Origin of the sequence: Pseudomonas sp. R4-35-07, assembly GCF_003852235.1 — a bacterium.
Taxonomy (GTDB): domain Bacteria; phylum Pseudomonadota; class Gammaproteobacteria; order Pseudomonadales; family Pseudomonadaceae; genus Aquipseudomonas.
In genome coordinates, this window is the sequence record NZ_CP027732.1 from 2,205,271 (window position 1) to 2,226,028 (window position 20,758).

The 20,758-nt window shown below is 60.4% G+C and carries 21 protein-coding genes and 1 pseudogene; 14 read left to right on the forward strand and 8 right to left on the reverse strand.

Features of this window, described 5'->3' with window-relative positions:
- The first annotated feature begins 7 nt into the window (after positions 1-7).
- The 8 genes from C4J89_RS10250 (at position 8) to C4J89_RS10285 (ending at position 7,931) form a co-directional block, all read left to right on the forward strand.
- Positions 8-1,498 (forward strand): aldehyde dehydrogenase family protein, encoded by a 1,491-nt coding sequence (locus C4J89_RS10250; RefSeq protein WP_124362227.1) that lies wholly within the window; start codon positions 8-10, stop codon positions 1,496-1,498.
- A 27-nt stretch (positions 1,499-1,525) separates the two neighbouring features.
- Positions 1,526-2,320: an SDR family NAD(P)-dependent oxidoreductase gene (locus C4J89_RS10255; protein ID WP_124362228.1), complete on the forward strand. Its 795-nt coding sequence runs from the start codon at positions 1,526-1,528 to the stop codon at positions 2,318-2,320.
- Positions 2,321-2,332: 12 nt separating this feature from the next.
- Complete coding sequence (locus C4J89_RS10260) at positions 2,333-3,373, forward strand: YCF48-related protein (protein WP_124362229.1); 1,041 nt, start codon at positions 2,333-2,335, stop codon at positions 3,371-3,373.
- 11 nt (positions 3,374-3,384) lie between these two features.
- Entirely contained in the window at positions 3,385-3,852 is a 468-nt protein-coding gene (locus tag C4J89_RS10265) for a VOC family protein (protein ID WP_124362230.1), read from the forward strand.
- Positions 3,853-3,867: 15 nt separating this feature from the next.
- A complete protein-coding gene (locus C4J89_RS10270; RefSeq protein WP_124362231.1) occupies positions 3,868-4,470 on the forward strand; it encodes an amino acid synthesis family protein in 603 nt (200 codons plus the stop codon).
- A gap of 60 nt (positions 4,471-4,530) precedes the next feature.
- Positions 4,531-6,138 carry a bifunctional 3-(3-hydroxy-phenyl)propionate/3-hydroxycinnamic acid hydroxylase gene (locus C4J89_RS10275; RefSeq protein ID WP_124403729.1) on the forward strand — a complete coding sequence of 536 codons (1,608 nt, stop codon included), beginning with the start codon at positions 4,531-4,533 and terminating at the stop codon, positions 6,136-6,138.
- Positions 6,135-6,914, forward strand: a complete 780-nt coding sequence (locus C4J89_RS10280; protein WP_124362233.1) for a 2-keto-4-pentenoate hydratase — start codon at positions 6,135-6,137, stop codon at positions 6,912-6,914. Before C4J89_RS10275 ends, C4J89_RS10280 begins: the two co-directional genes overlap by 4 nt.
- A gap of 75 nt (positions 6,915-6,989) precedes the next feature.
- Complete coding sequence (locus C4J89_RS10285; protein WP_124362234.1) at positions 6,990-7,931, forward strand: helix-turn-helix domain-containing protein; 942 nt, start codon at positions 6,990-6,992, stop codon at positions 7,929-7,931.
- Here the strand turns inward: C4J89_RS10285 and C4J89_RS10290 are convergent.
- The 6 genes from C4J89_RS10290 to C4J89_RS10315 form a co-directional block, all read right to left on the reverse strand.
- On the reverse strand, positions 7,920-8,840 hold the full coding sequence (locus C4J89_RS10290) for an ABC transporter six-transmembrane domain-containing protein (protein WP_124362235.1): 921 nt from the start codon (positions 8,838-8,840) through the stop codon (positions 7,920-7,922). The genes C4J89_RS10285 and C4J89_RS10290 overlap by 12 nt on opposite strands.
- On the reverse strand, positions 8,828-9,190 hold the full coding sequence (locus C4J89_RS10295; RefSeq protein ID WP_124362236.1) for a hypothetical protein: 363 nt from the start codon (positions 9,188-9,190) through the stop codon (positions 8,828-8,830). The genes C4J89_RS10290 and C4J89_RS10295 overlap by 13 nt, the downstream gene beginning before the upstream one ends.
- A 42-nt stretch (positions 9,191-9,232) precedes the next feature.
- Positions 9,233-9,442 carry a hypothetical protein gene (locus C4J89_RS10300; protein WP_124362237.1) on the reverse strand — a complete coding sequence of 70 codons (210 nt, stop codon included), beginning with the start codon at positions 9,440-9,442 and terminating at the stop codon, positions 9,233-9,235.
- A 48-nt stretch (positions 9,443-9,490) separates the two neighbouring features.
- Positions 9,491-10,582 carry an ATP-binding protein gene (locus C4J89_RS10305; RefSeq protein WP_124362238.1) on the reverse strand — a complete coding sequence of 364 codons (1,092 nt, stop codon included), beginning with the start codon at positions 10,580-10,582 and terminating at the stop codon, positions 9,491-9,493.
- Positions 10,579-11,307 carry a response regulator gene (locus tag C4J89_RS10310; protein WP_124362239.1) on the reverse strand — a complete coding sequence of 243 codons (729 nt, stop codon included), beginning with the start codon at positions 11,305-11,307 and terminating at the stop codon, positions 10,579-10,581. The genes C4J89_RS10305 and C4J89_RS10310 overlap by 4 nt, the downstream gene beginning before the upstream one ends.
- Before the next feature lie 169 nt (positions 11,308-11,476).
- A complete protein-coding gene (locus tag C4J89_RS10315; protein ID WP_124408606.1) occupies positions 11,477-12,304 on the reverse strand; it encodes a helix-turn-helix domain-containing protein in 828 nt (275 codons plus the stop codon).
- A gap of 185 nt (positions 12,305-12,489) precedes the next feature.
- Between C4J89_RS10315 and C4J89_RS10320 the strand changes: the two genes are divergently transcribed.
- From C4J89_RS10320 to C4J89_RS10340, 5 genes are read left to right on the forward strand one after another with little or no spacing between them, the layout of a single operon-like run.
- Positions 12,490-13,629 carry a tyramine oxidase subunit B gene (locus C4J89_RS10320; protein ID WP_124403730.1) on the forward strand — a complete coding sequence of 380 codons (1,140 nt, stop codon included), beginning with the start codon at positions 12,490-12,492 and terminating at the stop codon, positions 13,627-13,629.
- Positions 13,630-13,662: 33 nt separating this feature from the next.
- On the forward strand, positions 13,663-14,085 hold the full coding sequence (locus tag C4J89_RS10325; protein WP_124362241.1) for a RidA family protein: 423 nt from the start codon (positions 13,663-13,665) through the stop codon (positions 14,083-14,085).
- A gap of 58 nt (positions 14,086-14,143) precedes the next feature.
- On the forward strand, positions 14,144-15,436 hold the full coding sequence (locus C4J89_RS10330; protein ID WP_124362242.1) for an FAD-binding oxidoreductase: 1,293 nt from the start codon (positions 14,144-14,146) through the stop codon (positions 15,434-15,436).
- A 34-nt stretch (positions 15,437-15,470) separates the two neighbouring features.
- Positions 15,471-16,316 carry an alpha/beta fold hydrolase gene (locus C4J89_RS10335; protein ID WP_124362243.1) on the forward strand — a complete coding sequence of 282 codons (846 nt, stop codon included), beginning with the start codon at positions 15,471-15,473 and terminating at the stop codon, positions 16,314-16,316.
- Entirely contained in the window at positions 16,313-17,593 is a 1,281-nt protein-coding gene (locus tag C4J89_RS10340; RefSeq protein WP_124362244.1) for a multidrug effflux MFS transporter, read from the forward strand. Before C4J89_RS10335 ends, C4J89_RS10340 begins: the two co-directional genes overlap by 4 nt.
- An 88-nt stretch (positions 17,594-17,681) precedes the next feature.
- Here the strand turns inward: C4J89_RS10340 and C4J89_RS10345 are convergent.
- Both C4J89_RS10345 and C4J89_RS10350 read right to left on the reverse strand, forming a co-directional pair.
- Positions 17,682-18,533: pseudogene (locus C4J89_RS10345) on the reverse strand (MFS transporter); the annotation flags it as partial.
- Between the two features lie 44 nt (positions 18,534-18,577).
- Positions 18,578-19,498 carry an SMP-30/gluconolactonase/LRE family protein gene (locus C4J89_RS10350; RefSeq protein WP_124403731.1) on the reverse strand — a complete coding sequence of 307 codons (921 nt, stop codon included), beginning with the start codon at positions 19,496-19,498 and terminating at the stop codon, positions 18,578-18,580.
- 228 nt (positions 19,499-19,726) lie between these two features.
- On the opposite strand from C4J89_RS10350, the gene C4J89_RS10355 reads away from it, so the two are divergent.
- Complete coding sequence (locus tag C4J89_RS10355; protein ID WP_164487526.1) at positions 19,727-20,758, forward strand: ABC transporter substrate-binding protein; 1,032 nt, start codon at positions 19,727-19,729, stop codon at positions 20,756-20,758.

Consider the following 20,758-nt stretch of genomic DNA (forward strand, 5'->3'; position numbering starts at 1 on the left):
GTCGACCATGAACCTGCTCCAATTATTGCCTGCCGTCCAGGCGTTCCTGGACCAGCCCGGCCGCCTGTTTATCGGCGGTACCTGGCAGGACGCCGCCGGCGGTCGTCGCTTTGCCGTGGAAAATCCGGCCACTGAACAGACCCTGACTGAAGTCGCCCAGGGCGATGAGCGCGATGTGAATGCGGCCGTGGCAGCTGCCCGCGCAGCCTTCACCGGCGCCTGGGCCTTGCAGTCACCGGCGCAGCGCGGTTTGTTGCTGTTTCGCCTCGCCGATCTGTTGGACCAGCACCGCGAGGAGCTGGCGCAACTGATCACCCTGGAGAACGGCAAGCCGATCGCCAATGCGCGCGGTGAAGCGGCCAGCGCGGCGAACATCATTCGCTACTTCGCCGGCTGGCCCACCAAGATCGAAGGCAGCACGCTGCCCGTCTCGCCGGCCAGCGGCGCGCCGATGCTCAACTACACCCTGCGCGAGCCGGTGGGCGTGTGTGCGCTGATCGTGCCGTGGAACTTCCCGTTGACCATGTGCGTGTGGAAGCTCGGTCCGGCGCTGGCCACCGGTTGCGTGGCGGTGCTCAAGCCCGCCGAGCAGACGCCGCTGGTGGCGATTCGTCTGGTGCAACTGATTGAAGCGGCAGGCTTCCCGGCGGGCGTGGTCAACCTGATCACCGGCCTGGGCGTCGACACCGGCGCGCCACTGGCGCAGCACCCGGACGTCGACAAGATCGCCTTCACCGGCTCGACCCAGGTCGGTCGGCTGATCGCCCAGGCCGCCACCGGCAACATGAAAAAGGTGTCCCTGGAGCTGGGCGGCAAATCGCCGAACATCATCTTGCCCGACGCCGACATCGTGCGCGCCGCCAAGGGCGCCGCCGATGGGATTTTCTACAACCAGGGCCAGGTGTGCACGGCCGGTTCACGCCTGTATGTGCATGCCAGTGTGCTTGATCAGGTGCTCGAAGAACTGCAGCGTCATGCCGCCGCCCACGTACTCGGCGATGGCCTGGACCCGGCCAGCAGCATGGGCCCGCTGGTGTCCGCGCGGCAATTGAACACCGTCAAGGGTTACCTCCAGCGGGGCCAGGAAGAGGGCGCCGAACTGATCTGCGGCGGCGGCCGTCCCGAACACCTGGAGCGTGGTCACTTCATTGCTCCGAGCGTGTTTTTGGACCGCGCCGAGCGCGCCTGCGTGGCCCGCGAAGAAATCTTCGGCCCGGTGCTGACCGTGATGGCCTGGACCGAAATCGACGAACTGGTGCTGCGCGCCAACGACTCGCCCTATGGCCTTGCCGCCGGCCTGTGGACCCGCGACCTGCGCTCGGCGCACCGCGTGGCCGCGCAGCTCAAGGCCGGCTCGGTATGGATCAATTGTTGGAACGTGGTCGATCCGGCCTCGCCGTTCGGCGGCTACAAGCAATCCGGCTGGGGCCGGGAAATGGGCAAGAACGTGATCGACGCCTACACCGAGACCAAAAGCGTCTTCGTCGATCTCGCCTGAATCGAACAATCACAAGAGGAAATGGCAATGGATCTGGAATTGAAAGGCCGTGTGGCAATTGTGACCGGCGGCGGCATGGGCATCGGCAAGGAAGTCGCACGTTTTCTGTCCGAGGAAGGTTGCAAGGTGGTGATCTGCGCGCGGCGCATGGCGTTCCTGCAACTGGCTGCCGAAGAGATCACGGCACAGACCGGTAATGAAGTGCTGCCGCTGTTCTGTGACACCAATGACATGAAGGCCGTGTCGGAGATGGTCGATGCGGCGTACAAGCATTTCGGCCGCATCGACATCCTCGTCAACGGTGCTGCCGCGCCGTCTGGTGTGGTACGCAATGACATCGAGCACGCCGGCGACGAGGAGTTGCTGTCGGACCTCAACACCAAGGTGATCGGCTACTTCCGTTGCGCCAAGGCCGTGACCCCGCACATGAAGGCTGCCGGCTTCGGTCGCATCATCAACATCGGCGGGCTCACCGGGCGCAGCAGCAAAGTGCTCTCGGGCATGCGCAACCTGGCGATTGCCCACATGACCAAAACCCTGTCCGACCAGCTCGGTCCGTCGGGCATCACGGTCAACCTGATTCACCCCGGCGTGGTGGATACCCCGCATATCCAGGAGCTGTACGAGCGCGAAGCGGTCAAGCAAGGCAAGACCGCGGAACAGGTTGAACAGGCCTACATCGACGCGACGCCGATTCGCCGCACCCTGGCACCGATCGAAATGGGCTGGCTGATCGGCTTCCTGGCGTCGCCGAAGGCTGGCGCGGTAACCGGTGAGTCCATCGGCATCGACGGTGGTTTGACCCGTGGCATCTATATCTGAGGAGTATCAGAGATGAGTAACGGAACCCTTTTAGTCGCCACCGTCGGGCAGGCGGTGATTCGCAGTGCCGACGATGGCAAGACCTGGCATCGTCTGGGCCTGGGGCAAGACCTGGAATTCGACGCGATCACCCGCTCCTTGAGCGTGCATCCCGACACGCCCGAGCGAATCTATGCCGGCACCGACGTGGGCTTGTGTGTCAGCCACGACACCGGTGGGCACTGGCAGCGCGTCGATTCGCCGTTCAACGGCGAGACGGTGTGGAAGGTCGCGGTGGACCCGCAGGATGCCCAGCGGATCTTTGTCGGTACCGGTGCGCCCTCGCGCGCTGTGCTGTGGCGCACCCTGGACGGCGGCCTGAGCTGGGATCGCGCGCCGGTGGAGATCCCGGAATTCTGCGACGGCGTCAGTCGCCCACGTTTGCTGGCCTTCGCCTACGACCCCACCGACCGCAATCAGGTGTGGTTCGGCCTGGAGGAGGGTGGGCTGTTCCATTCCCGCGACGGTGGCGACAGCTGGACTCGGGTTGATGACCGCCTGCTGTGGGACTTCAACTCGGATATCCACAACATCCTGGTGCTGCCCAACCATGGCGAAAAAGTCATCGTGGTGGTGTGCGTCAACGCGGTCTACCGCAGCCTTGATGAAGGCTTGACCTGGACCGGCATTGTTGGCCGGGAAGCGTTCGGCCTGTACTACATACGCGCCATGAACGCGCCGCCGGGCACCGAGGACACGCTGTACCTGAGCATTTCCGACGGCACTCCCGGCACCACCAGCAAAATCCTGATTTCCCGTAACGCCGCCCTCAGTTGGGAGGTATTGCCGCTGCCGCAGCAACCCAACTCCTGCGTCTGGGCCATTGCCTTCAACCCGGCCAACCCGCGCCAGATCGTGGCGGGCACCAAGTATGGGCACTTGTTCACTTCTGACAATGGCGGGGACGGCTGGCAGAAGCACTGGCGTGAATTCAGTGAGATCGCGGATGTGCTCTGGACGCCTGCCGTGGCGCAGATCAAGGCCGGGCATCAATCCATCGTCAAGAAAAACTGAGGAAATCGGTGATGAAAGTCAAAATCCTTCGGACTCACTTATCGCTATTTGTGAGTGATCCTGATGTGTCGGCGCGCTGGTATGCCGACATCCTGGGCATGCACGAAAGTGCCCGGGGCGAAAGCTGGGTCATGATGGCGTTTGGCACCAAACATCACGACATCGCCTTGATTCGTGCAGAACCGGGCGCCCATCAGGGCGGCCTGGGCCTGCAGCACTACGGATTGGAAATCGAAGGTGACATGACCACCTTGCGCCAGCTCTACGGCATGTTGCTGAAGAAGGGGGTGGAGGTGGTGAAAATTACCGATCATGAAATCGGCAACGGCCTGTATTTCAACGACCCCGATTGCAATCGCATGGAATTCTTTCTCGAGACAGAGCATGACGATGCGTGCGGCAAGGCCCGCTTCAAGGCCGCCCGTGCGCCGAGTCGCAACATCACGCTTGACCCCCTTGACCCCCTTGACCCGATTTGAACCGAGGTTCACCTGATGAAAACCGCGAATTTTGCCAGCTATCACATCCGCAAATGGTACAGCTTCATCGAAGAAACCCTGGCCAACGAAAGTGGCCAACTGGCCGATGGCGAGCCGCTGTTCAAATACGCCGTGGCTGCCGTGATCGCCAACCCTTATGCCGGGCGCTACAGCGAGGACCTCTCGCAATTGACTGAGCCGTCGCCGCTGCTGGGCGAAGAGTTCGGCCGGCGCATCAAGGCATTGGCCGGCGCACATGAAATTGTCAGCTATGGCAAGGCCATCCTGGTGGGCAGCGCGGGAGAATACGAGCACGGCAACGCGTTCCTCACCAACCCGGCCGCCGATCCGATCCGCGTCGCCCTGGGCGGTGGCAAGTCGTGGGTGCCCTCGACCGGCAAACGCGGCGGGCCGGGTTCGACCATCGACGTACCGCTGGCCCACAAAGACGCGCTGTACGTGCGTTCGCATTACGACAGCTTCTCCCTGACGTTCGGTGACGGCCCTTCGGCTGATGAGGTAGTGGTGATTTGGGCGTTCGCCACCCGCGGCCGTTTGCATGCGCGGTTGGGCGGCCTGAAGGCCGAGGATGTAAAAGGTATTGACGGGCTGCACTGATAAAGGCGCAGCATCAAGCAGTATTGGATCAAAACCACAACAAGAAAGCGGTGAATAGCGATGAAGCAGGAGAAGACCCAGGTTGTCATCGTGGGCGGTGGCCCCAATGGCATCACGGCCGCGCACTATATGGGAATGTACGGTATCGACTGCATCGTCCTTGAACTGGCCGACGGCATCCTGCCTTATCCCCGTGCCGTGGGCATGGACGATGAGGCATTGCGTGTGTTGCAGGGCATCGGTATCGCCGAACTGGCGGTACGCGACATGATTTGCGATGTGCCGCTGCGCTACTACAACGCGCGCGGCGTGTGTTTCGCCGAGGTCAAGCCAAGTGCTGCCCACTACGGCTGGCCGATGCGCAATATTTTCATGCAGCAACTGCTCGAAGGCACCTTGCGTGAGCATCTCGGGCAGCGCGCCAGCGTCGAGTTGCGCCAGGGCCACGAACTGCTCGAACTTGCGCAGGACGATCAGGGCGTGACCCTGCAGGTGCGCGGTGCCGACGGCGAGACCTACCAGCTTCAAGCCGACTACGTGATCGGTGCCGACGGCGGTCGCTCCACGGTGCGTAAAAAACTCGGTATCGAACTGCTGGGGCTGACCCATCCACGCAAATGGGTGGTGGTCGATACAGCCAACGACACGCTGGACGCACCCTACACCGCGTTGCATGCCGATCCGCAGCGGCCTTTCGTGTGCATCTATTTGCCGTACCAGCAGCGGCGCTGGGAATTCATGCTGATGGAGGGCGAGGACGAAGCGAAAATGTGCGAAGAGGCAACGATTCGCAAGCTGATCCACGGGCATATCGGCGATGCCGTAAACGACCTCAATGTCATTCGCATTCGTGCCTATACCCACCACTCGCGCGTCGCGGCGCGCTTTGTCGAAGGGCGTGTGGCGCTGGTGGGTGATGCGGCGCATATTTCTCCGCCCTGGGCCGGGCAAGGCCTTAATTCCGGCCTGCGCGATGTGGCCAACGTGGCCTGGAAGCTCGCGGCGATTATCCAGGGGCGTGCGGCGCCCTCGATCCTGGCCAGTTACGACCAGGAACGCCGTGGTCACGCCACTGAACTGGTAGCCCTGGCCGACAATATGGGCGCCGTCCTTGGCTTGACCAACCCGCTGATGGCAGGCGTGCGCGACTGGCTGTTCCAGGCAGTCAACAGCGTCGACAACCTGCGTTCGCACTTGCTGGAGTTCAAGTTCAAACCCAAGGCGACCATCACCAAAGGGCTGGTCTATCACGAGCGGGCCGAATTGCGTGAGGATGATCTAGTCGGGCAACTGTTCATCCAACCGAATATCGAAGATGCGCAAGGTCAGCGCCGGCGCCTGGACGAAGTCCTCGGCAACAGCTATGCCGTGCTGGGTTACCGCGTGAATCCGCGCGAGCACCTCAGCGAACCGATGGCGGATTATTGGGCACGTTGGGGCACCTGTTTCATCCAGGTCAACCGGTCGCGCAGCGGCGTGGGCCGAAACCAGCCGTTGACGGCCAGCGACGCCGTGAGTGTGGAGGACGTGGATAACCGCCTGGGCGAATGGTTCTCCAAGGTGCGTGACTGCATCGTGGTGGTGCGTCCGGACCGATTTGTCGCGGCGATTACCACTCCGGAGCGGCTTGATGGCGTACTGCGCAAACTGGCGGAGCAACTTTCATGAGTGGCGCCAACGCACTGCTCGGCCAACTGTACGAGGCCTGGCGCACCGCCCAGCCCATTGCACCGTTGCCGCCCGAGGCGCTGGACCGGCTGGAAGGCTACGGTCTGCAGCTTCAGGGGCTGGCACGGCGCCAGGCCGGCGGCGAGCGGCTGAGCGGTTGGAAGGTCGCCTTTGCAGGCCGCGCGGCGCAAGCGCGCTTTGGCCTCGACGAGCCGGTGTATGGCGGCCTCACGGCGGTCATGGAGGTCGAGCCGGGCAGCACGGTGTCATTTGAGCGGTTGATTCAGCCCAAGCTTGAGGTCGAACTGGCGTTTGTGTTCGGGCGCACGCTGGTAGCGGGCGACTACGGGGATGAGGAGATTCTGGCGGCCATCGCCGAGGTGGCGCCGGCGTTCGAGATCGCCGACTGTCGCTGGCAGGGCTGGCATTTCGGGCTTGGCGCGTTCCTGGCCGATAACGCCGCCGCGGCACTGTACTGTGTAGGGCAGCCTGTGCCGTTCGATCCTGTCCGGCATGCGTGCGTGGCGTATCACTTGGAGCATGAGGGTGTGTATCTGGGCAGCGGCGATACCCAGGACCGAGAAGACAGCCCCCTGTTCAACCTGTGCTGGCTGGTGCGGCGCTTGCTGGCCGATGGTCATCGCGTAGAGGCCGGGCAGGTGGTGCTTTCCGGTGCGCTACTGGCGCCGATGGATATTCACCCAGGCACTTATCATCTGCACATGCTTGGCACGGAACTGGCTTTGGTTTTCCAGGCGGACGTTGCGCCTGTGTAACGCCAACCGATGTCACGGATGACTGAGCCACCTTCAGGCCAAAAGCAAGAACCCGGCCGCCGAGGAATGACGAATATGCTCGCTGAAGTCCGAACCTTCAATGACTCTCAACAGCACGCCGGCTCGATCCAGGGTTGGCAGCAGGTCTATGACCAGCTCGGTCGCGGCTGCCTGACCAGTGAGCTGCGGCAACTGACCGGTGATCGCTTCCAGATCTTCCAGGAGGTGCTGGACAAGCGGGTGGTGCAGCATGGCCGTTCGCCCCAGGGCCGCTTGTGCGCAGCCATGTCACTGGGCAACCCTCCGGTGGTCCAGGGGCAACGGGTAAGCGCGCAAAGCGTGGTGCTGCTGCGTGATGCCGAAGAGTTCGTGCTGCATGCGCCGCAAGGCACGCATTTTTTTGCATTCAACGTCGATGCCGTGCGTTTCGCCAAACTGGCGGCTTTCGAGTTATCCAATGATCAGCTCAAGCGTTTGACCAGCGTGCCCGCGCTTAACGTGGATGAACCGTCACTGCTGCGCATTCGTCAGCGCATTCACCTATTGTTTCGTCACTTTCTGGAACACGCGGACGCCATCAGCCCGGCGTCGGAAAAAATCCTGGAAGATGAGCTGCTCGGTGCGTTCCTCGATCTGTTCACCCACGCAGGCGACGAAGTGCGTGGCCGGCGTGGCAATTTCGCGGTCAGCGCCTATTTGGTCAGACGCAGCCAGGAATTGATCATTGCTAGTGGCGATACCCCGCTGAGCATCCTGGACCTTTGCGAGCAGTTGCGCGTCAGTCGCAGAACCCTGCAGAACAGTTTTCAGGCAGTGACCGGTATGCGGCCAGTAGAGTACTTGCGCAATTTGCGTCTCAACGCGGTCAGGCGACGCCTGATCGCAACCTGCCCGAGCAAGAAAAACGTCGGTGAAATCGCCGTGGCCATGGGTTTTTTTCACCTGAGCCATTTCGCCACGCATTACCGCGAGCTGTTCGGCGAATCGCCGTCGGAAACGCGCAGGTCACCGCGCTGAATCCGCCAGGCCTGGGTCCACCCGCTTGCCGATGTCCTTGAGCCGCGCCAGTTGGTCGATCATCGAAGGCGCTTCATCCAGGCAACTGACGAAGGTCCACAGGTAGGTCATCACCGCGTAGATATGCCCGGCTTTCACCGCTGGCGCCAAGGCCAGTTGGGTGATCGCGACCACGAACAGCAGCGCCGCCAGAATGCCAATGGACAGGAACGCCACTGCTTCACGGTCCGATAGCCCGATGCGCAGCCGCGACAGCACCTGATAGTGGCGGTGCAAGGTATGCGCCCCGACCGTTTCCACCAGGCCGATTTCCTTTTCCAGCCGATTGTTCAAGCGCTCATGCAAGCGTTGGTTGCGCCGCGCGAAGCCCGGCATGAGCGTGACGCATAGCAGCAACGCCAGCAGACAGGCCAGGCCGACCCAGGGCTCGATCACCAACAGCATGCCCGCCGCCCCGACGATCGACACCAGCGCGGTGGCGATTGTCGGCACGTGCTTTTCAAAAAAGTCGACGAAGTCGCGCGCCAGCACCACCCGCGCCGCCGCCTTGGAGGTGCTGTGGCGTTGCAGGCGCTGGTTGAGAATTACCGGTACCGCAAGGTCGGCGTAGATGCGCGTAAAGGTGCGCGTATCCAGCGCCCGCCGCGCCGCGCCAACCACCCAGAAGCCCAATACCACGGCGGCATACCACAATGCACTGGCGGCATCGCCGCGGATGATCGAGTCCACGGCAAACCCGGCGAACAGCGGGTAGGCCAGCAGCAGCGCATTTTCCAGTGCGACCAACGATAAGGTGCCGAACAATTTACCGGGATAGGCCCTGGCGATGGCCTTGAGGGTCTGGCTGGCAGATTGCTGTCCCAGTTTTTTACTTTCTTCGAGCAGAATCGGCGGTGTTACGGATGCCATGGTGCACCTGTGTCGCGCGTTGCGCGTTGATGAAAGTCGCGGGAGATGCCGAGCCGATGACGCGCTTCGTCGGTCATCAACAACAGATCGATCTGGACTTCTTCGATGATGATTTCCAGGGTGATCAGGATGCAGATGGTCGGCGCTGTCAGCAGCCAGTGATAATAGGATTGGGTTATCAGCGATGCACATACGCCCAACAGCCACAGGGCCAAGACACAAGAAGGCGCGTACTTTTGCAGGGGAATACAGAAGCGCTGCACCTTTTTGAGTTTGAATGTGTAGAGCGTCAGTGACGCTTCCAGTTGTTTAAGGGCGATAGGCATCCGCGCTGAATGCAGTGTCGGCATAACAGTTATCCACGTTGGAACGTTAAACAAGGGTGCCAGGCATTACACGGTGTGGCTGATCGCTGCCCGGCGTTCAAGGCCTGGCAGCGTTTGATTGAGCCAGGCGAGATTGACTGCTTCGACTTCCATCCATTCACCTCTGTTGGGGATTTCTTCGCAACTCATGAATGCGATACAACGTCCTTGTAGGTCCAGTAAGGCAAAGTGGCGATATTTAATTGCTCTTTTGAATAAAGAGATACGGAGACGCATGCCATCACCTTGGTGGGTGTTAATAGAGCAAACTTCGCTTCAAGGTTGTCAGGGTTCGATATTCAAAAGGGTTGCCGTTGGCCAACTGAGTTCAAATAAAGTGCCGCCATTTACAAGTGTTCGACAGGCCACGGCGCCGCCATGGGCCAGCGCGATCGAACGCACCACGGCCAGGCCCAGGCCACTGCCGCCCTGGGCGCGGGAACGCGAACTGTCGCCACGCTGAAACGCATCGAAAATAAGGGCGGCGAACGGCTCGTCGACACCCGGACCCTCATCCGCGACCCTCAGGAAATTGCCGCGCTCGTCACTGCCGAGCTGAACGCTGACGTTGCCCGGCGTGGCATGCCGGCGGATGTTGTCCAGCAGTGCCAGCAAGGCCTGGCGGATGCGGGCGGGATCGCAGTGCACGGGGCCCTTGCGCAGGTCCAGCAGCAGGACGAAACCGGCACTGTTCAGGCTGGGTTCGAACAACCGCGCTTCGGCCTCCAGCGCGTCGGCCAGCTCGACATGCTTGATTTCCAGCTTCAGGTAGCCGTTATCCCCCATGCCCACCACGCGCAGATCTTCAACCAGGCGCGTCAACCCTTCGACCTGGCTGAGGAGACTATAGAACTGCGAAGTGTCAGGCTTGAATACACCCTCGGCCAGGCCTTGCAGACGGCCGCGCAGGATGGTCAGCGGGGTGCGCAGTTCATGGGCAATCGCGGCGTTCCAGAAGGCTTGTTCTTCGGCCATGCGTTTCAATCGGTTCGCCATGCTATTGAAGTCATTCACCAGGCGGGCAGCTTCGCCCGGAGAAACGTCTGGCGCCACTGCCCGTGCATCCAGGTCGCCGTCGGCCAGGCTGCGCAGACTGGCCGCCACCGAGTTCAGCGGCATGAGAATGCGTCGGGACAATTTGACGGCCACCGCCACGCCGACGCCCAGGCTGACGCAGGTAATCAAGCTCATCCAGGCCCATTCTACGCCACTGGGCAACCATTCATCCGCCTCCAGCTCCAGCTGCGTCGGGGGCGACAGGGTCCAAAGCAATGCATAGAACACATAGGTGCCGACGACCGCGAGTGCGATTACACACAGCACCACGGCGGTCATCGACAAGATGATCTGCCGGCTCATGCTGTTGCTGACGTTCATGCCTGGCTCCCGAACCGGTAGCCGACGCCCCGGATGCTGGCCGGCACGCCGCGCATGCCGAGGTCTTCGATCTTGCGGCGCAATTTGCTGATATGGCTGTCGACCGTACGCTCCAGGCTGTCGCTCTCAGGTGAGCAGAGCACCAGCAGTTCGGCGCGGCTGAACACTCGACGCGGCGACTTTGCCAACTGCGCGAGCAACCTGAATTCGGTCACCGTCAGTTGCAACGGCTGTTTTTGCGTGCCGATGCGCACGCTTACCTCATGGTTGTCGATGTCGATCTCGAATGGGCCGACGCGCAGCACACTGTGGCCGCTGCCATGTCCCTGATCGGCGCATCGGCGCAGTACTGCCTGGACCCTGGCGATGACCTCCGCCGGGTTGAAGGGTTTGACGATGTAGTCATCGGCGCCTATGCGCAGCCCCATGAGCTTGTCCATGTCCTGATCCTGGGCCGTCAGCATGATCACCGGCGTGTTGCCGCGATGACGAACTTCCGCCAGCACCATCCAGCCGTCCAGCTTCGGCATCAGCACATCGAGCAGCACCAGATCGGGCTTGAGCGCCTGATGCAGCTCAAGCGCGCGCCGCCCGTCCTGCGCATGCACGGTTTTAAAGCCGGCGCGCTTGAGATAGGCCGCGAGGATATCGGCAATCTCCGGCTCGTCTTCGGCGATCAGGATCAGCGCCTGGTTGGCGCTCGATGCAAGGGATGATTCAGTCATGGTCTGCTCGGTCGATGTGCTATGCCGTGGCTCAATGCTGCAACGGTGCGCAGTTTTTCAGCAACGGATTGGATGATGCCTCATCAGCATGCACGTTCAGCGTAGGGTTTATGGAGAAATGATGGAGACCGAAACTTAATTTCCCGGCGAGGGAAGGGAGGGCGGGGTTTCAGGCGAAGCTGATGCGCTCGTTATAGGCGTTTCGCAGCATTGTGCGTTGGTATTCGCAGGGCGTTGTACTGACCAGTTTCTTGAAGTCGCGCAGGAAGTGCGACTGATCGGAAAAGCCCAGGTCCAGGGCGAGTTCCGAAAACGATACATCGTGCTGGGTATTCAGGGTTTCCAGAGCCGCCTGGCAGCGGATGATCCGGCAGAAGGTCTTGGGTGACAGGCCAGTGTCCTGGCTGAACTGGCGATGAATGCTACGGCTGGTGTAGCCACTGAGGTGTTCAAGCTGTTGGATGCGCAGGTCGCCGCGGTGGGCGAGCGCCTGTTGAATGACCATGGCCGTCAGCTTTGAGGTCCTGCCCATCAAGCGCGGGATCAGGTAGTCGTTGAACAGCTTCATTTGCTCCTGCAACTGCGGGGCCTGGACGATGCTCTCGAAAATGCGCTGGGCAAATGCAGACACTTCCAGCAGGTCCCATTCCTGTTCGGTCAGGTCCTCGGCCAAGACGTTGATGAAACCCGGAATCACCCCCGGCGAAAAGCGCACGCCGAAGTAATGATGACCCTGCAGCAACTGGACCCGCTGCGCCTCCAACGGCGTGCCACAAATCCTCACGGTGGGGCGCGTGGCATCACAGTCGAACACGATGTCCACACAGCCATCCGGGACCGCCAGCAGGTCGGCCGAGTCGGCAACGTCAAAGGCATAGAAATGCGAAATCGCCGGGTGATCGGAAGGCACTACCGAATACCGCGATGAGTTGAGCACGAACCAGGGTTGTTCGTACGCGGTGTGGTGCCGCAGCGTCGGCGCGCACAGGTTGACCATCATAGCACCTTCAAGTGGAGACATCCGGGAATAATCACGCATTTATCGCGCCAGTACGTGCGCGCGGAATGCACCGTGATGTCCGAAATTTACAATACCGCCGAAATTCGCCCGCTGATACTCAAGGTCGATAGCGTGGGAGCAGCGCCTACCGCAGCGATATTACCTCCAGTCCGAGAATAATTATGTCCATTACTAAAAAAATAGACTTCATCTACCTGTCCGAGCAGGACATGATCCGCGCTGGCGTGACCGACATGCTCGCCTGTGTGAACACCATGGAAGAGATGTTCGGCCTGCTGTATAGCGGCGACTATCGCATGGCCGGGCCGAACAATGATTCCCACGGCGCCATTGTGATATTCCCGAAGGATTCGCCGTTCCCGAACATGCCCAAGCCCACCGCTGACCGGCGCATGATGGCGATGCCGGCCTACCTGGGCGGCAATTTCTGCACTGCGGGCGTCAAATGGTACGGCTCCAATATTGCCAACCGCGAAAAAGGCCTGCCCCGCTCGATTCTGATGTTCACCCTCAACGACCCCGACACCGGCGCGCCGCTGGCGCATATGTCCGCCAACCTGCTGTCGGCCTATCGCACCGGCGCGATCCCCGGCGTGGGCGCGCGGCACCTGGCCCGCAAGGATTCAACGGTGGTCGGTCTGCTCGGCCCGGGTGTGATGGGCAAGACCACGCTCGCCGCATTCATCGCCGTTTGCCCGCAAATCGATACGTTAAAGATCAAGGGCCGAGGCGAGAAAAGCCTGAACGATTTTATCGCCTGGGTGAAGGAAACCTACCCCCAGGTAACCACGATTAAAGTGGTCGATAGCCTCGAAGAAGTGGTCCGTGATTCCGACCTTGTTACTTATTGTAGCTCCGGTAAGACGGGCGACCCCTCAATCTACCCAATCGTTAAACGCGAGTGGGTCAAACCGGGGGCCTTCATGGCGATGCCGGCATCCTGCTCCCTGGATGAAGGGATGGAGCGTGCCGACGTGCGCAAGGTGCTGGACAACACCGGCCTCTACGAAGCCTGGTTCGAAGAATTGCCCAAGCCTGCCCACCACTGCGTGCCGGTGATCGGGGTGCGTTTCATGGACATGATCGCCGAAGGCACGATGCAACCCGAACAGCTTGAAGACATCGGCAAGATCATTGCCGGCGATGCCCCAGGGCGCAGGAACGATGAAGAAATCATCATCATGTCGGTCGGCGGCATGCCCGTGGAAGACGTGGCCTGGGGCACCGTGGTGTACCGCAATGCAATCGAAAGAGGCATCGGCGTGAAACTGAATCTGTGGGAAACCCCGGAGCTGCGCTGAGCCATTTCCTATACAACTGAAGAGACCTTCGACATGACAAAAATCATCAAGCTCAAGACCGGTTCCCCGTTTGAAGACCAAGCCAGCTATTCGCGCCTGGTGGTGGTGGACAACTGGATCTATGTTTCCAACACCGCCGGCCGTAACCCTCAAACCAAATTGATCCCGGAAGACGTCCTCGAGCAGGCGCACCAGGTCTTCGCCAACATCGAAACCGCGCTGGCCGCCGTCGATGCCAGCCTGGCCGATGTGGTGTGCTCGCGCGTGTTCATCCAAGACCCCAAGGATGTGCCGGCGGTGATGGCCTTGATCGGCGAGAAGTTTCGCGGCGTCGATCCGGCCAGCACCGTTACGTGCCCGCCGCTGGGCTCGACGGTCTACAAGGTGGAATTGGAAGTGACGGCTTATCGCAACGCTTCCAAGGCGCAAGTCGACGTCATTCGCCTGTCGCAGTAACCCGTTACGTGGCTGTGCGCGTGCGCGGCTGACCTTAATTGCTTATCGAGTCTTGATCATGGCCCCGACGATTGCGCCCGTGGATACGTCCACCGTGTTTCCCACTGCGACCTGCGTCGTCATTATCGGCGGCGGCATCATCGGCTTGACGGCTGCACTGACGCTGGCCGAACGCAATATTCCGGTGGTGGTGCTGGAAAAAGGCCGTATTGCCGGCGAGCAGTCCTCGCGAAACCTGGGCTGGGTGCGCAAGACCAGCCGGCACGCGCACGATATACCGCTGGCCCTGGCCGCAGACCGCTTGTGGGCGCAAATGCCCGAGCGGGTGGGCGCGGATGTGGGCTATCGGCAAGAAGGCATCATGTTTGTCGCCCGCAACGACACGCAAATGGCCATGCATGAAGGTTGGCTCAAGTCGGTCGAGCATCTGTCCCTTGATTCTCGATTGCTGAGCAAACGCGAGATCGAACAATTGGTGCCGGGCGGCGAGGGCGACTGGGCCGGCGGGATCTACACGCCGTCCGACGCGCGTGCGGAGCCGACCCTGGCCAGCAGTGCGATTGCCAAGGCGGCCATGGCCCTGGGCGTGGTGATCATCGAGCAATGTGCGGTGCGTACGCTGCAGATGTCTGCCGGCAAAGTCAGTGGCGTGGTTACTGAAAAAGGCGAGATCCGCTGCGATCAGGTATTGCTCGCCGGCGGTATGTGGTCGCGGCGTTTTTTGGGCAACCTCGGTGTGTCCTTGCCGACGCTGGCCTTGACCTGCTCGGTGTTGCGTACCCATCCGATGCAGGGCCCTACTGAAATTGCCGTGGGCGCGCCGGACTTTTCGTTTCGCAAACACAAGGACGGCGGCTTCATCATTACCCAGCGTGGCAAGCTGGACGCCTTCCTGACCCTCGATCACCTGTTGCTTGCCAAGCAATACATGCCGCAATTTCGTGCGCAGCGCAGCGTGTTGAACGTGTCGCTGGGCAAGTATTTTTTCAACGACCTGGCGCTGCCCCGGCGTTGGTCGGCCGACAGCATCAGCCCGTTCGAGCGTGTACGCACGCAAGACCCCGCCGCCAACCCGCGGCTGAACAATGATGCGATGAACAACCTCAAGGCGGCCTGGCCGGTATTCGAGCAAGCCCGGATCGCTCAAGCCTGGGCAGGCACCATCGATGTGACCCCGGATTCCAACCCGGTAATAGGCCCGGTCGCGCAAATTCCCGGCCTGACCGTGGCCACCGGTTTTTCCGGGCACGGCTTTGGTACTTCACCGGCGGCGGGTCACCTGGCGGCGGATATTGTCAGCGGGCACGCGCCCATCATCGATCCCAGCCCTTATCGCTTCGATCGTTTCTAAGTCGATCCAGGCCCTGCACTCACGGAGCAAAATCATGTCCCCAGACAGCCGCTTTTTCACCAATCGCGCCGGCTTGCGTTTGCATTTTTTACGTTGGGGCGACCCGAGCGGCGTGCCGCTGGTGCTGTTGCATGGCTTGCGCGCCTATGCACAGACCTGGGAGTCGTTGGTCGAGGCGTTGGGGGGTGGTTATTGCATCTACGCCCTCGACCAGCGCGGTCGCGGGCTGAGTGACTGGGCCCCGGCCGCGAGCTACCACACGCAGTCTTATGTTGAGGATCTTGAGGACCTGATCGCCCATGTGGATCTGCAGCGTTTTGTCTTGCTGGGGCACTCATTGGGTGGGGCTAACGCTCTCGAGTATGCGCGGCAACATCCGGGTCGTTTGGATGGCTTAATCATCGAGGACATTGGCCCCGGCTCCTCAAGCCAAGGCGATGGCGCTGCGCGTATTCGCCGCGAGATGGGCCAGACGCCGTTGCACTTCGACAGTTGGGAGGCGGCCCGCGCATTCTGGAAGGCTTCACGCCCGGGCTTATCGGAGCAGGGCCTAGCGTCGAGGCTGACATATTCGATGCAAAAGTGTGACGGCGTGATTGCCTGGCGCCATGATCAGCAGGGGATCGCCGAGGCACGGCTGAGTATCGAACCGACGGATTTGTGGCCAGCGGTGCGCGCGCTGGATTGCCCAAGCTTGTTCATTCGCGGCAGCTGCTCGGACTTTCTGCCCCCCACGGCGCTGCAGGCGATGAGGGCCAGCAACTCGCACGTGCGGACGGTGGAGGTCGCCGACGCCAGTCACTATGTTCACGACGATCAAGGTGCTGTATTCAATGCGCTAGTTGCAGACTTTCTTGCAAGCCTTGCGCGCTCCGAATGAAGCCCACTTTGCGCTTGGTTGCTCTGCTGGCCTCGCTGACGGCCTTCGTGCCTTTTTCTATCGATACCTACCTGCCCAGCCTGCCGCGGATTGCTGTTGAACTGTCGAGCAGCACTGCTCACGTGCAATATACGATTAGCATTTTCCTCGCTGGCTTGTGCCTGGGCATGTTGTTTTATGGTCCGCTGTCGGACCGCTATGGGCGGCGCCCGTTGCTGCTGGGAAGCCTGGTGCTGTACGGTCTGGCGACGCTGGGTTGCCTGTTTGCTGCAAACATCGAGCAACTCATCGCCTGGCGCTTTATCCAGGCGCTTGGCGGGGCCGGTGCAATGGTGCTGGCCAGGACTGTGGCCAGAGATCTGTACGGCCTGGCGCAGGCCGCGAAGGTGCTGTCCTGGATGCAAATGCTGACGATGATGGCGACGCTGGTCGCACCAATGGTCGGCACCTGGCTGGTACTGATCGATGGTTGGCGCACCATATTCGCCGTGCTATTCCTACTATGTGGGCTGTGCCTGCTGATGGTCAGCGTGGGCTTAGAAGAGAGCCTGTCGCCGCAGGCTCGAAGCACCTCTGTGAAAGCGGCGTTTGCGGCCTATCCGAGTATTCTCCGTCAACCCCGGGCAGTGGCATTGATCCTATGTATGTCACTGACGTTTGGCGGTGTGTTCGCCTTTATCACCGCTTCGCCCTTTGTGTACGTGGAGTACTTCGGTGTGTCGCCGCGCACGTTCAGTGCGCTGTTTGGCCTAAATATTTTAGGCATCATCATGGTGAGCTTTATCAATGCCCACTGGGTCAATCGCCTGGGGCCACCACGTATGCTGGGGTTTGGCGCAGTTGTGGCGGGTGGAGCGGGGCTAGCGTTAATGGTCGCGGGATACACGCAGTGGGTCGGCCTGACCAGTATCGTGTTGTGCCTAATGCTGTACATGGGTGTCACCGGGTTGCTGGGGGCCAATTGCACGGCAAGCCTGATGAATATGTTCCCGACGCAGGCGGGGGCAAGCGTCGCACTGGGGATCTCAATGCAGTTCGCCTTCGGGGGGCTGGCGAGCCTGTGGGTCAGCCGCATAGCGGACGGCACGCCATGGCCGATGTGCCTGGTGGTGGGCTGTTGCGGGCTTGGCTGCCTTTTGGCATACGGCATTGCGCGGTGCGCGCCGGCGATGCCTGCTGACGCCGCATACCCGTTATCTGATCGTTATTGCCGAGATTGCACGGACGAAACCCGGTGCGTTGCTCATCAACACCGCGCACGTCCCGTTGGTGAATGACAACGCGGTGTCCGACGGCCTTGCAGCTGCCAGCGATTGCGCCTACCACGTAGGGCAGGGCGACGACAAAACCCAGAGCTCCACTGGAGATGCCCAGGCTTTTGATGATTTGCGGGAGCCAGATACCGATACCGACCGAGCCCACGATGCAGCAGAAGTTAATGGCCGCGAGCGTGAATACTTTCGGATTGGTCAGGGCTGCCCGCAACGTGTTGCCATGGGAGGCGCCAATTGCTTTTTGCTCTTCAGACAGGCGATTGTTGAGCCAGGTTTTTTCGCGATCCGATAACCACCGAGCCTTCAAGGGAGTGTCTACCAGCAAAAAGAGGCACGCGATGCCCAGAAGTACAGCGGGCAGCGCTTCGGTAATGAGCAGTAGCTGCCAGTTCTGTAACCCCAAAACGCCGTGTTGTTCGAGCAACCAACCCGACAGCGGTGAACCGACGATGTTCGCCACTGGTATGCCGAGCAGGAATGCGGCGGTCGCCTTGGCGCGCCACTTACCCGGGAACCAGTAGGTGAAGTACAGATAAACCCCTGGGGTGAATCCGGCCTCGGCAACCCCCAGCAGGAAGCGTGCAATGCTGAAGCTGATTGGGCCGGTAGCGAACGCCGTAGCCATGGAAATGAGGCCCCAGGTAATCATGATGCGAGCAATCCATATCCGCGCGCCAAAGCGTTGCATCAGGAGGTTGCTGGGGATTTCAAAAATGAAATAGCCAAAGAAGAATAGACCGGCGGCCCATCCAAACATCGTTGCGGTCAGCCCTAGATCCTTGTTCATGCTGATCGCCGCGAACCCTACGTTTGTGCGGTCGAGATAGCTGATGACATAGCAGATAAAAATGAACGGAACGACGCGCCACAGGATGCGGCGCATCAGGCGCTCACCCTCGGCGTCATCAAGCGGCGCAGAGTTGCTCTGATTGTCGTAAGTCATGTTGTCACGTCTCTTATAGTTGTTGTGTGAACTGCACTGCGGATTCAGGCATGGGAGTACATCGGCAATCCGGGTGCGGCGGTTTCGACTTGCAGAATGCTCCCGGTTTCGGACTCGACAATGAACAGCGTCTGACCGTCCTCGCCACCAAACGCCAGGTTGGTATTGCTGATGCCCGCGCAAGAAACGATGCGTTGCAGCGGTTCTGCCACTTTCGAAAGTTTCCAGACGGAACCGAAGCCCGTGTGCGCAATGTAGAGATTGCTTTCTGCATCAAGCGCCAGCCCATCGGGGCCGCCGAGGCCTCCGTGCAACTGGGCGAAGCCCCCGACCTTGCCAACGATTGATCCGTTGCCAAGCGGGATACGCCAAATCTGTTGGGCGCGAGTGACTGCAATCAGCAGGTGATTCAGGTTGGGGTCGTAGACGATGCCGTTGGGGCTCGGGACGGTATTGAGCAGGCAAGTCAGGTTGCCATTGATGTCGAGTTTGTAAACCCGACCGCTCGCATCCTGCAGGCCGGTTTGGCCTTGATCGGTGAAGTACAGGTCACCATTCGGCGCGAAGACGAGGTCATTCACGCCCTTGAACCCTTCGGACCCCGCCGACGCCAGAAATGGCTGAATATCGCCGGTTGTCGGATCGAGCACCATGATCCCGTGCTTGTAATCCGTGATGAAGATGCGCCCGTCCTGGTGGATTTTCAGGCCGTTCGGCCACCCGTCATAAGTGCATACCAGTTCCCATTCGCCGAGAGGGGAAACCCTGAAGATGCGCCCGTTGGGGATATCGGTCACATACAGGCGACCTTCTCGATCAAACGACGGCCCTTCCAGAAACGAATCTATTGCTCGACCTTGGCGGTTGGCATTCGCCCAGGCCGAGGGACGTGCGTTGCGAAAGTGGTCCGGCAGACGCGTGAACACGCTGGTCTGGAGGGTCGGTGGGGCGGCAAAAAAACTCATTTTCGCTCCTGGCGGCGGGATGGGCGTGGTCGCCCATGAATTGTTATTAATCTTGTTTAATGCAATGTCGTTTCAAAATAAAACAATTTCTGACGAAAGGCGATCTGTCTATGTCTAAAAAATAGAATTTAGATCAGGTAAATCCACGAGCTTGACGACGAGTTCGCTTTGTGTGCCATATAAAAAGAAATGGCATTTCAAAAAAACAAAAATAATGAGGTCGTCCGTATGCTCCGTTCGTTCCGGAAAAAGGGTTGTCGCCCTGCGTTATCCGCTTGCTTCGCCTCCATCACTTGCGCGCTTTTAGCTGGCCCCGCATGCGCTCAAACCGAGCAGGATAAAGTCACGCTCGCCATCCAGTACGGCTATGCCTACCTCCCGGTCACGGTCGCCGACAAGCTGGGTATGTTCCAGGCCCATGCCAAAGCCCATGGTCAAGCGCAAACCACCTTTGAAATCAAACGCATCAGCGGTTCGCCAGCTATCAATGATGCCTTGCTCAGCGGCAATGTGGACATCGGAGGTTATGGCCTTTCAGGGACTCTGGTGGCTTGGAGCAAGACCCGTACTTCACTGGATGTCCGCGTGCTCTGTGGCCTTGTGGCGGGTGACAACGGTCTTTTCGTCAATGATCCTTCTATCAAGTCCATTGCGGACTTCAAGCCCGACGACAAGATCGCGGTCAGCTCTCCAAGCGGTCAGCAGGCACTGTTGCTGCAAATGGCTGCGGAGCGCCAATTCGGCCCCGATGGGGTGCACCGATTGGACAACCTCATGGTAAGTCTGCCGCATCCCGATGCGACCTCGAGCTTGCTTAATAGAACAGGGGTCAAGGCTTACATCGGGCCAAACCCTTATAGCTATCAGCTTTCCCAGGACCCGCGTGTCAGCAAGCTTTTCGACTTTTCCACCGAACTGAACCTGCAAATGACCAGTGGCGTGCTGACCAGCACCGGGCGTTTCGTCAAGAAAAACCCAGAGCTTAGCGCTGCGGTAGTGGCCGCCATCAGCGAGGCCAACGATTACATCCGTAAAGAGCCGCGTAAGGCCGCAGAACTGTTTTTAGCCAGTGAGTCTTCAAGTCTTTCAGTTGACCAAGTGGAGGCGATGCTGCGTCAAGTGAGTGGCGAGTGGTCGGTGCAACCTCACGGCGTCATGGCGCTGGCAGACTTCATGGTGCGTTCGGGGGCGCTCAAAACCGCTCCAAGTGACTGGCGACAGGTGTTCTTCGCGCCAGTATCCGAAGGGGAGGGTAGCTGA

Bases quoted from the DNA above. Each gene is read 5' to 3' on its own strand.
- C4J89_RS10250 (WP_124362227.1), top strand. From the start codon at position 8: ATGAACCTGCTCCAATTATTGCCTGCCGTCCAGGCGTTCCTGGACCAG.
- C4J89_RS10255 (WP_124362228.1), top strand. From the start codon at position 1,526: ATGGATCTGGAATTGAAAGGCCGTGTGGCAATTGTGACCGGCGGCGGC.
- C4J89_RS10260 (WP_124362229.1), top strand. From the start codon at position 2,333: ATGAGTAACGGAACCCTTTTAGTCGCCACCGTCGGGCAGGCGGTGATT.
- C4J89_RS10265 (WP_124362230.1), top strand. From the start codon at position 3,385: ATGAAAGTCAAAATCCTTCGGACTCACTTATCGCTATTTGTGAGTGAT.
- C4J89_RS10270 (WP_124362231.1), top strand. From the start codon at position 3,868: ATGAAAACCGCGAATTTTGCCAGCTATCACATCCGCAAATGGTACAGC.
- C4J89_RS10275 (WP_124403729.1), top strand. From the start codon at position 4,531: ATGAAGCAGGAGAAGACCCAGGTTGTCATCGTGGGCGGTGGCCCCAAT.
- C4J89_RS10280 (WP_124362233.1), top strand. From the start codon at position 6,135: ATGAGTGGCGCCAACGCACTGCTCGGCCAACTGTACGAGGCCTGGCGC.
- C4J89_RS10285 (WP_124362234.1), top strand. From the start codon at position 6,990: ATGCTCGCTGAAGTCCGAACCTTCAATGACTCTCAACAGCACGCCGGC.
- C4J89_RS10290 (WP_124362235.1), bottom strand. From the start codon at position 8,840: ATGGCATCCGTAACACCGCCGATTCTGCTCGAAGAAAGTAAAAAACTG.
- C4J89_RS10295 (WP_124362236.1), bottom strand. From the start codon at position 9,190: ATGCCGACACTGCATTCAGCGCGGATGCCTATCGCCCTTAAACAACTG.
- C4J89_RS10300 (WP_124362237.1), bottom strand. From the start codon at position 9,442: ATGCGTCTCCGTATCTCTTTATTCAAAAGAGCAATTAAATATCGCCAC.
- C4J89_RS10305 (WP_124362238.1), bottom strand. From the start codon at position 10,582: ATGAACGTCAGCAACAGCATGAGCCGGCAGATCATCTTGTCGATGACC.
- C4J89_RS10310 (WP_124362239.1), bottom strand. From the start codon at position 11,307: ATGACTGAATCATCCCTTGCATCGAGCGCCAACCAGGCGCTGATCCTG.
- C4J89_RS10315 (WP_124408606.1), bottom strand. From the start codon at position 12,304: ATGGTCAACCTGTGCGCGCCGACGCTGCGGCACCACACCGCGTACGAA.
- C4J89_RS10320 (WP_124403730.1), top strand. From the start codon at position 12,490: ATGTCCATTACTAAAAAAATAGACTTCATCTACCTGTCCGAGCAGGAC.
- C4J89_RS10325 (WP_124362241.1), top strand. From the start codon at position 13,663: ATGACAAAAATCATCAAGCTCAAGACCGGTTCCCCGTTTGAAGACCAA.
- C4J89_RS10330 (WP_124362242.1), top strand. From the start codon at position 14,144: ATGGCCCCGACGATTGCGCCCGTGGATACGTCCACCGTGTTTCCCACT.
- C4J89_RS10335 (WP_124362243.1), top strand. From the start codon at position 15,471: ATGTCCCCAGACAGCCGCTTTTTCACCAATCGCGCCGGCTTGCGTTTG.
- C4J89_RS10340 (WP_124362244.1), top strand. From the start codon at position 16,313: ATGAAGCCCACTTTGCGCTTGGTTGCTCTGCTGGCCTCGCTGACGGCC.
- C4J89_RS10350 (WP_124403731.1), bottom strand. From the start codon at position 19,498: ATGAGTTTTTTTGCCGCCCCACCGACCCTCCAGACCAGCGTGTTCACG.
- C4J89_RS10355 (WP_164487526.1), top strand. From the start codon at position 19,727: ATGCTCCGTTCGTTCCGGAAAAAGGGTTGTCGCCCTGCGTTATCCGCT.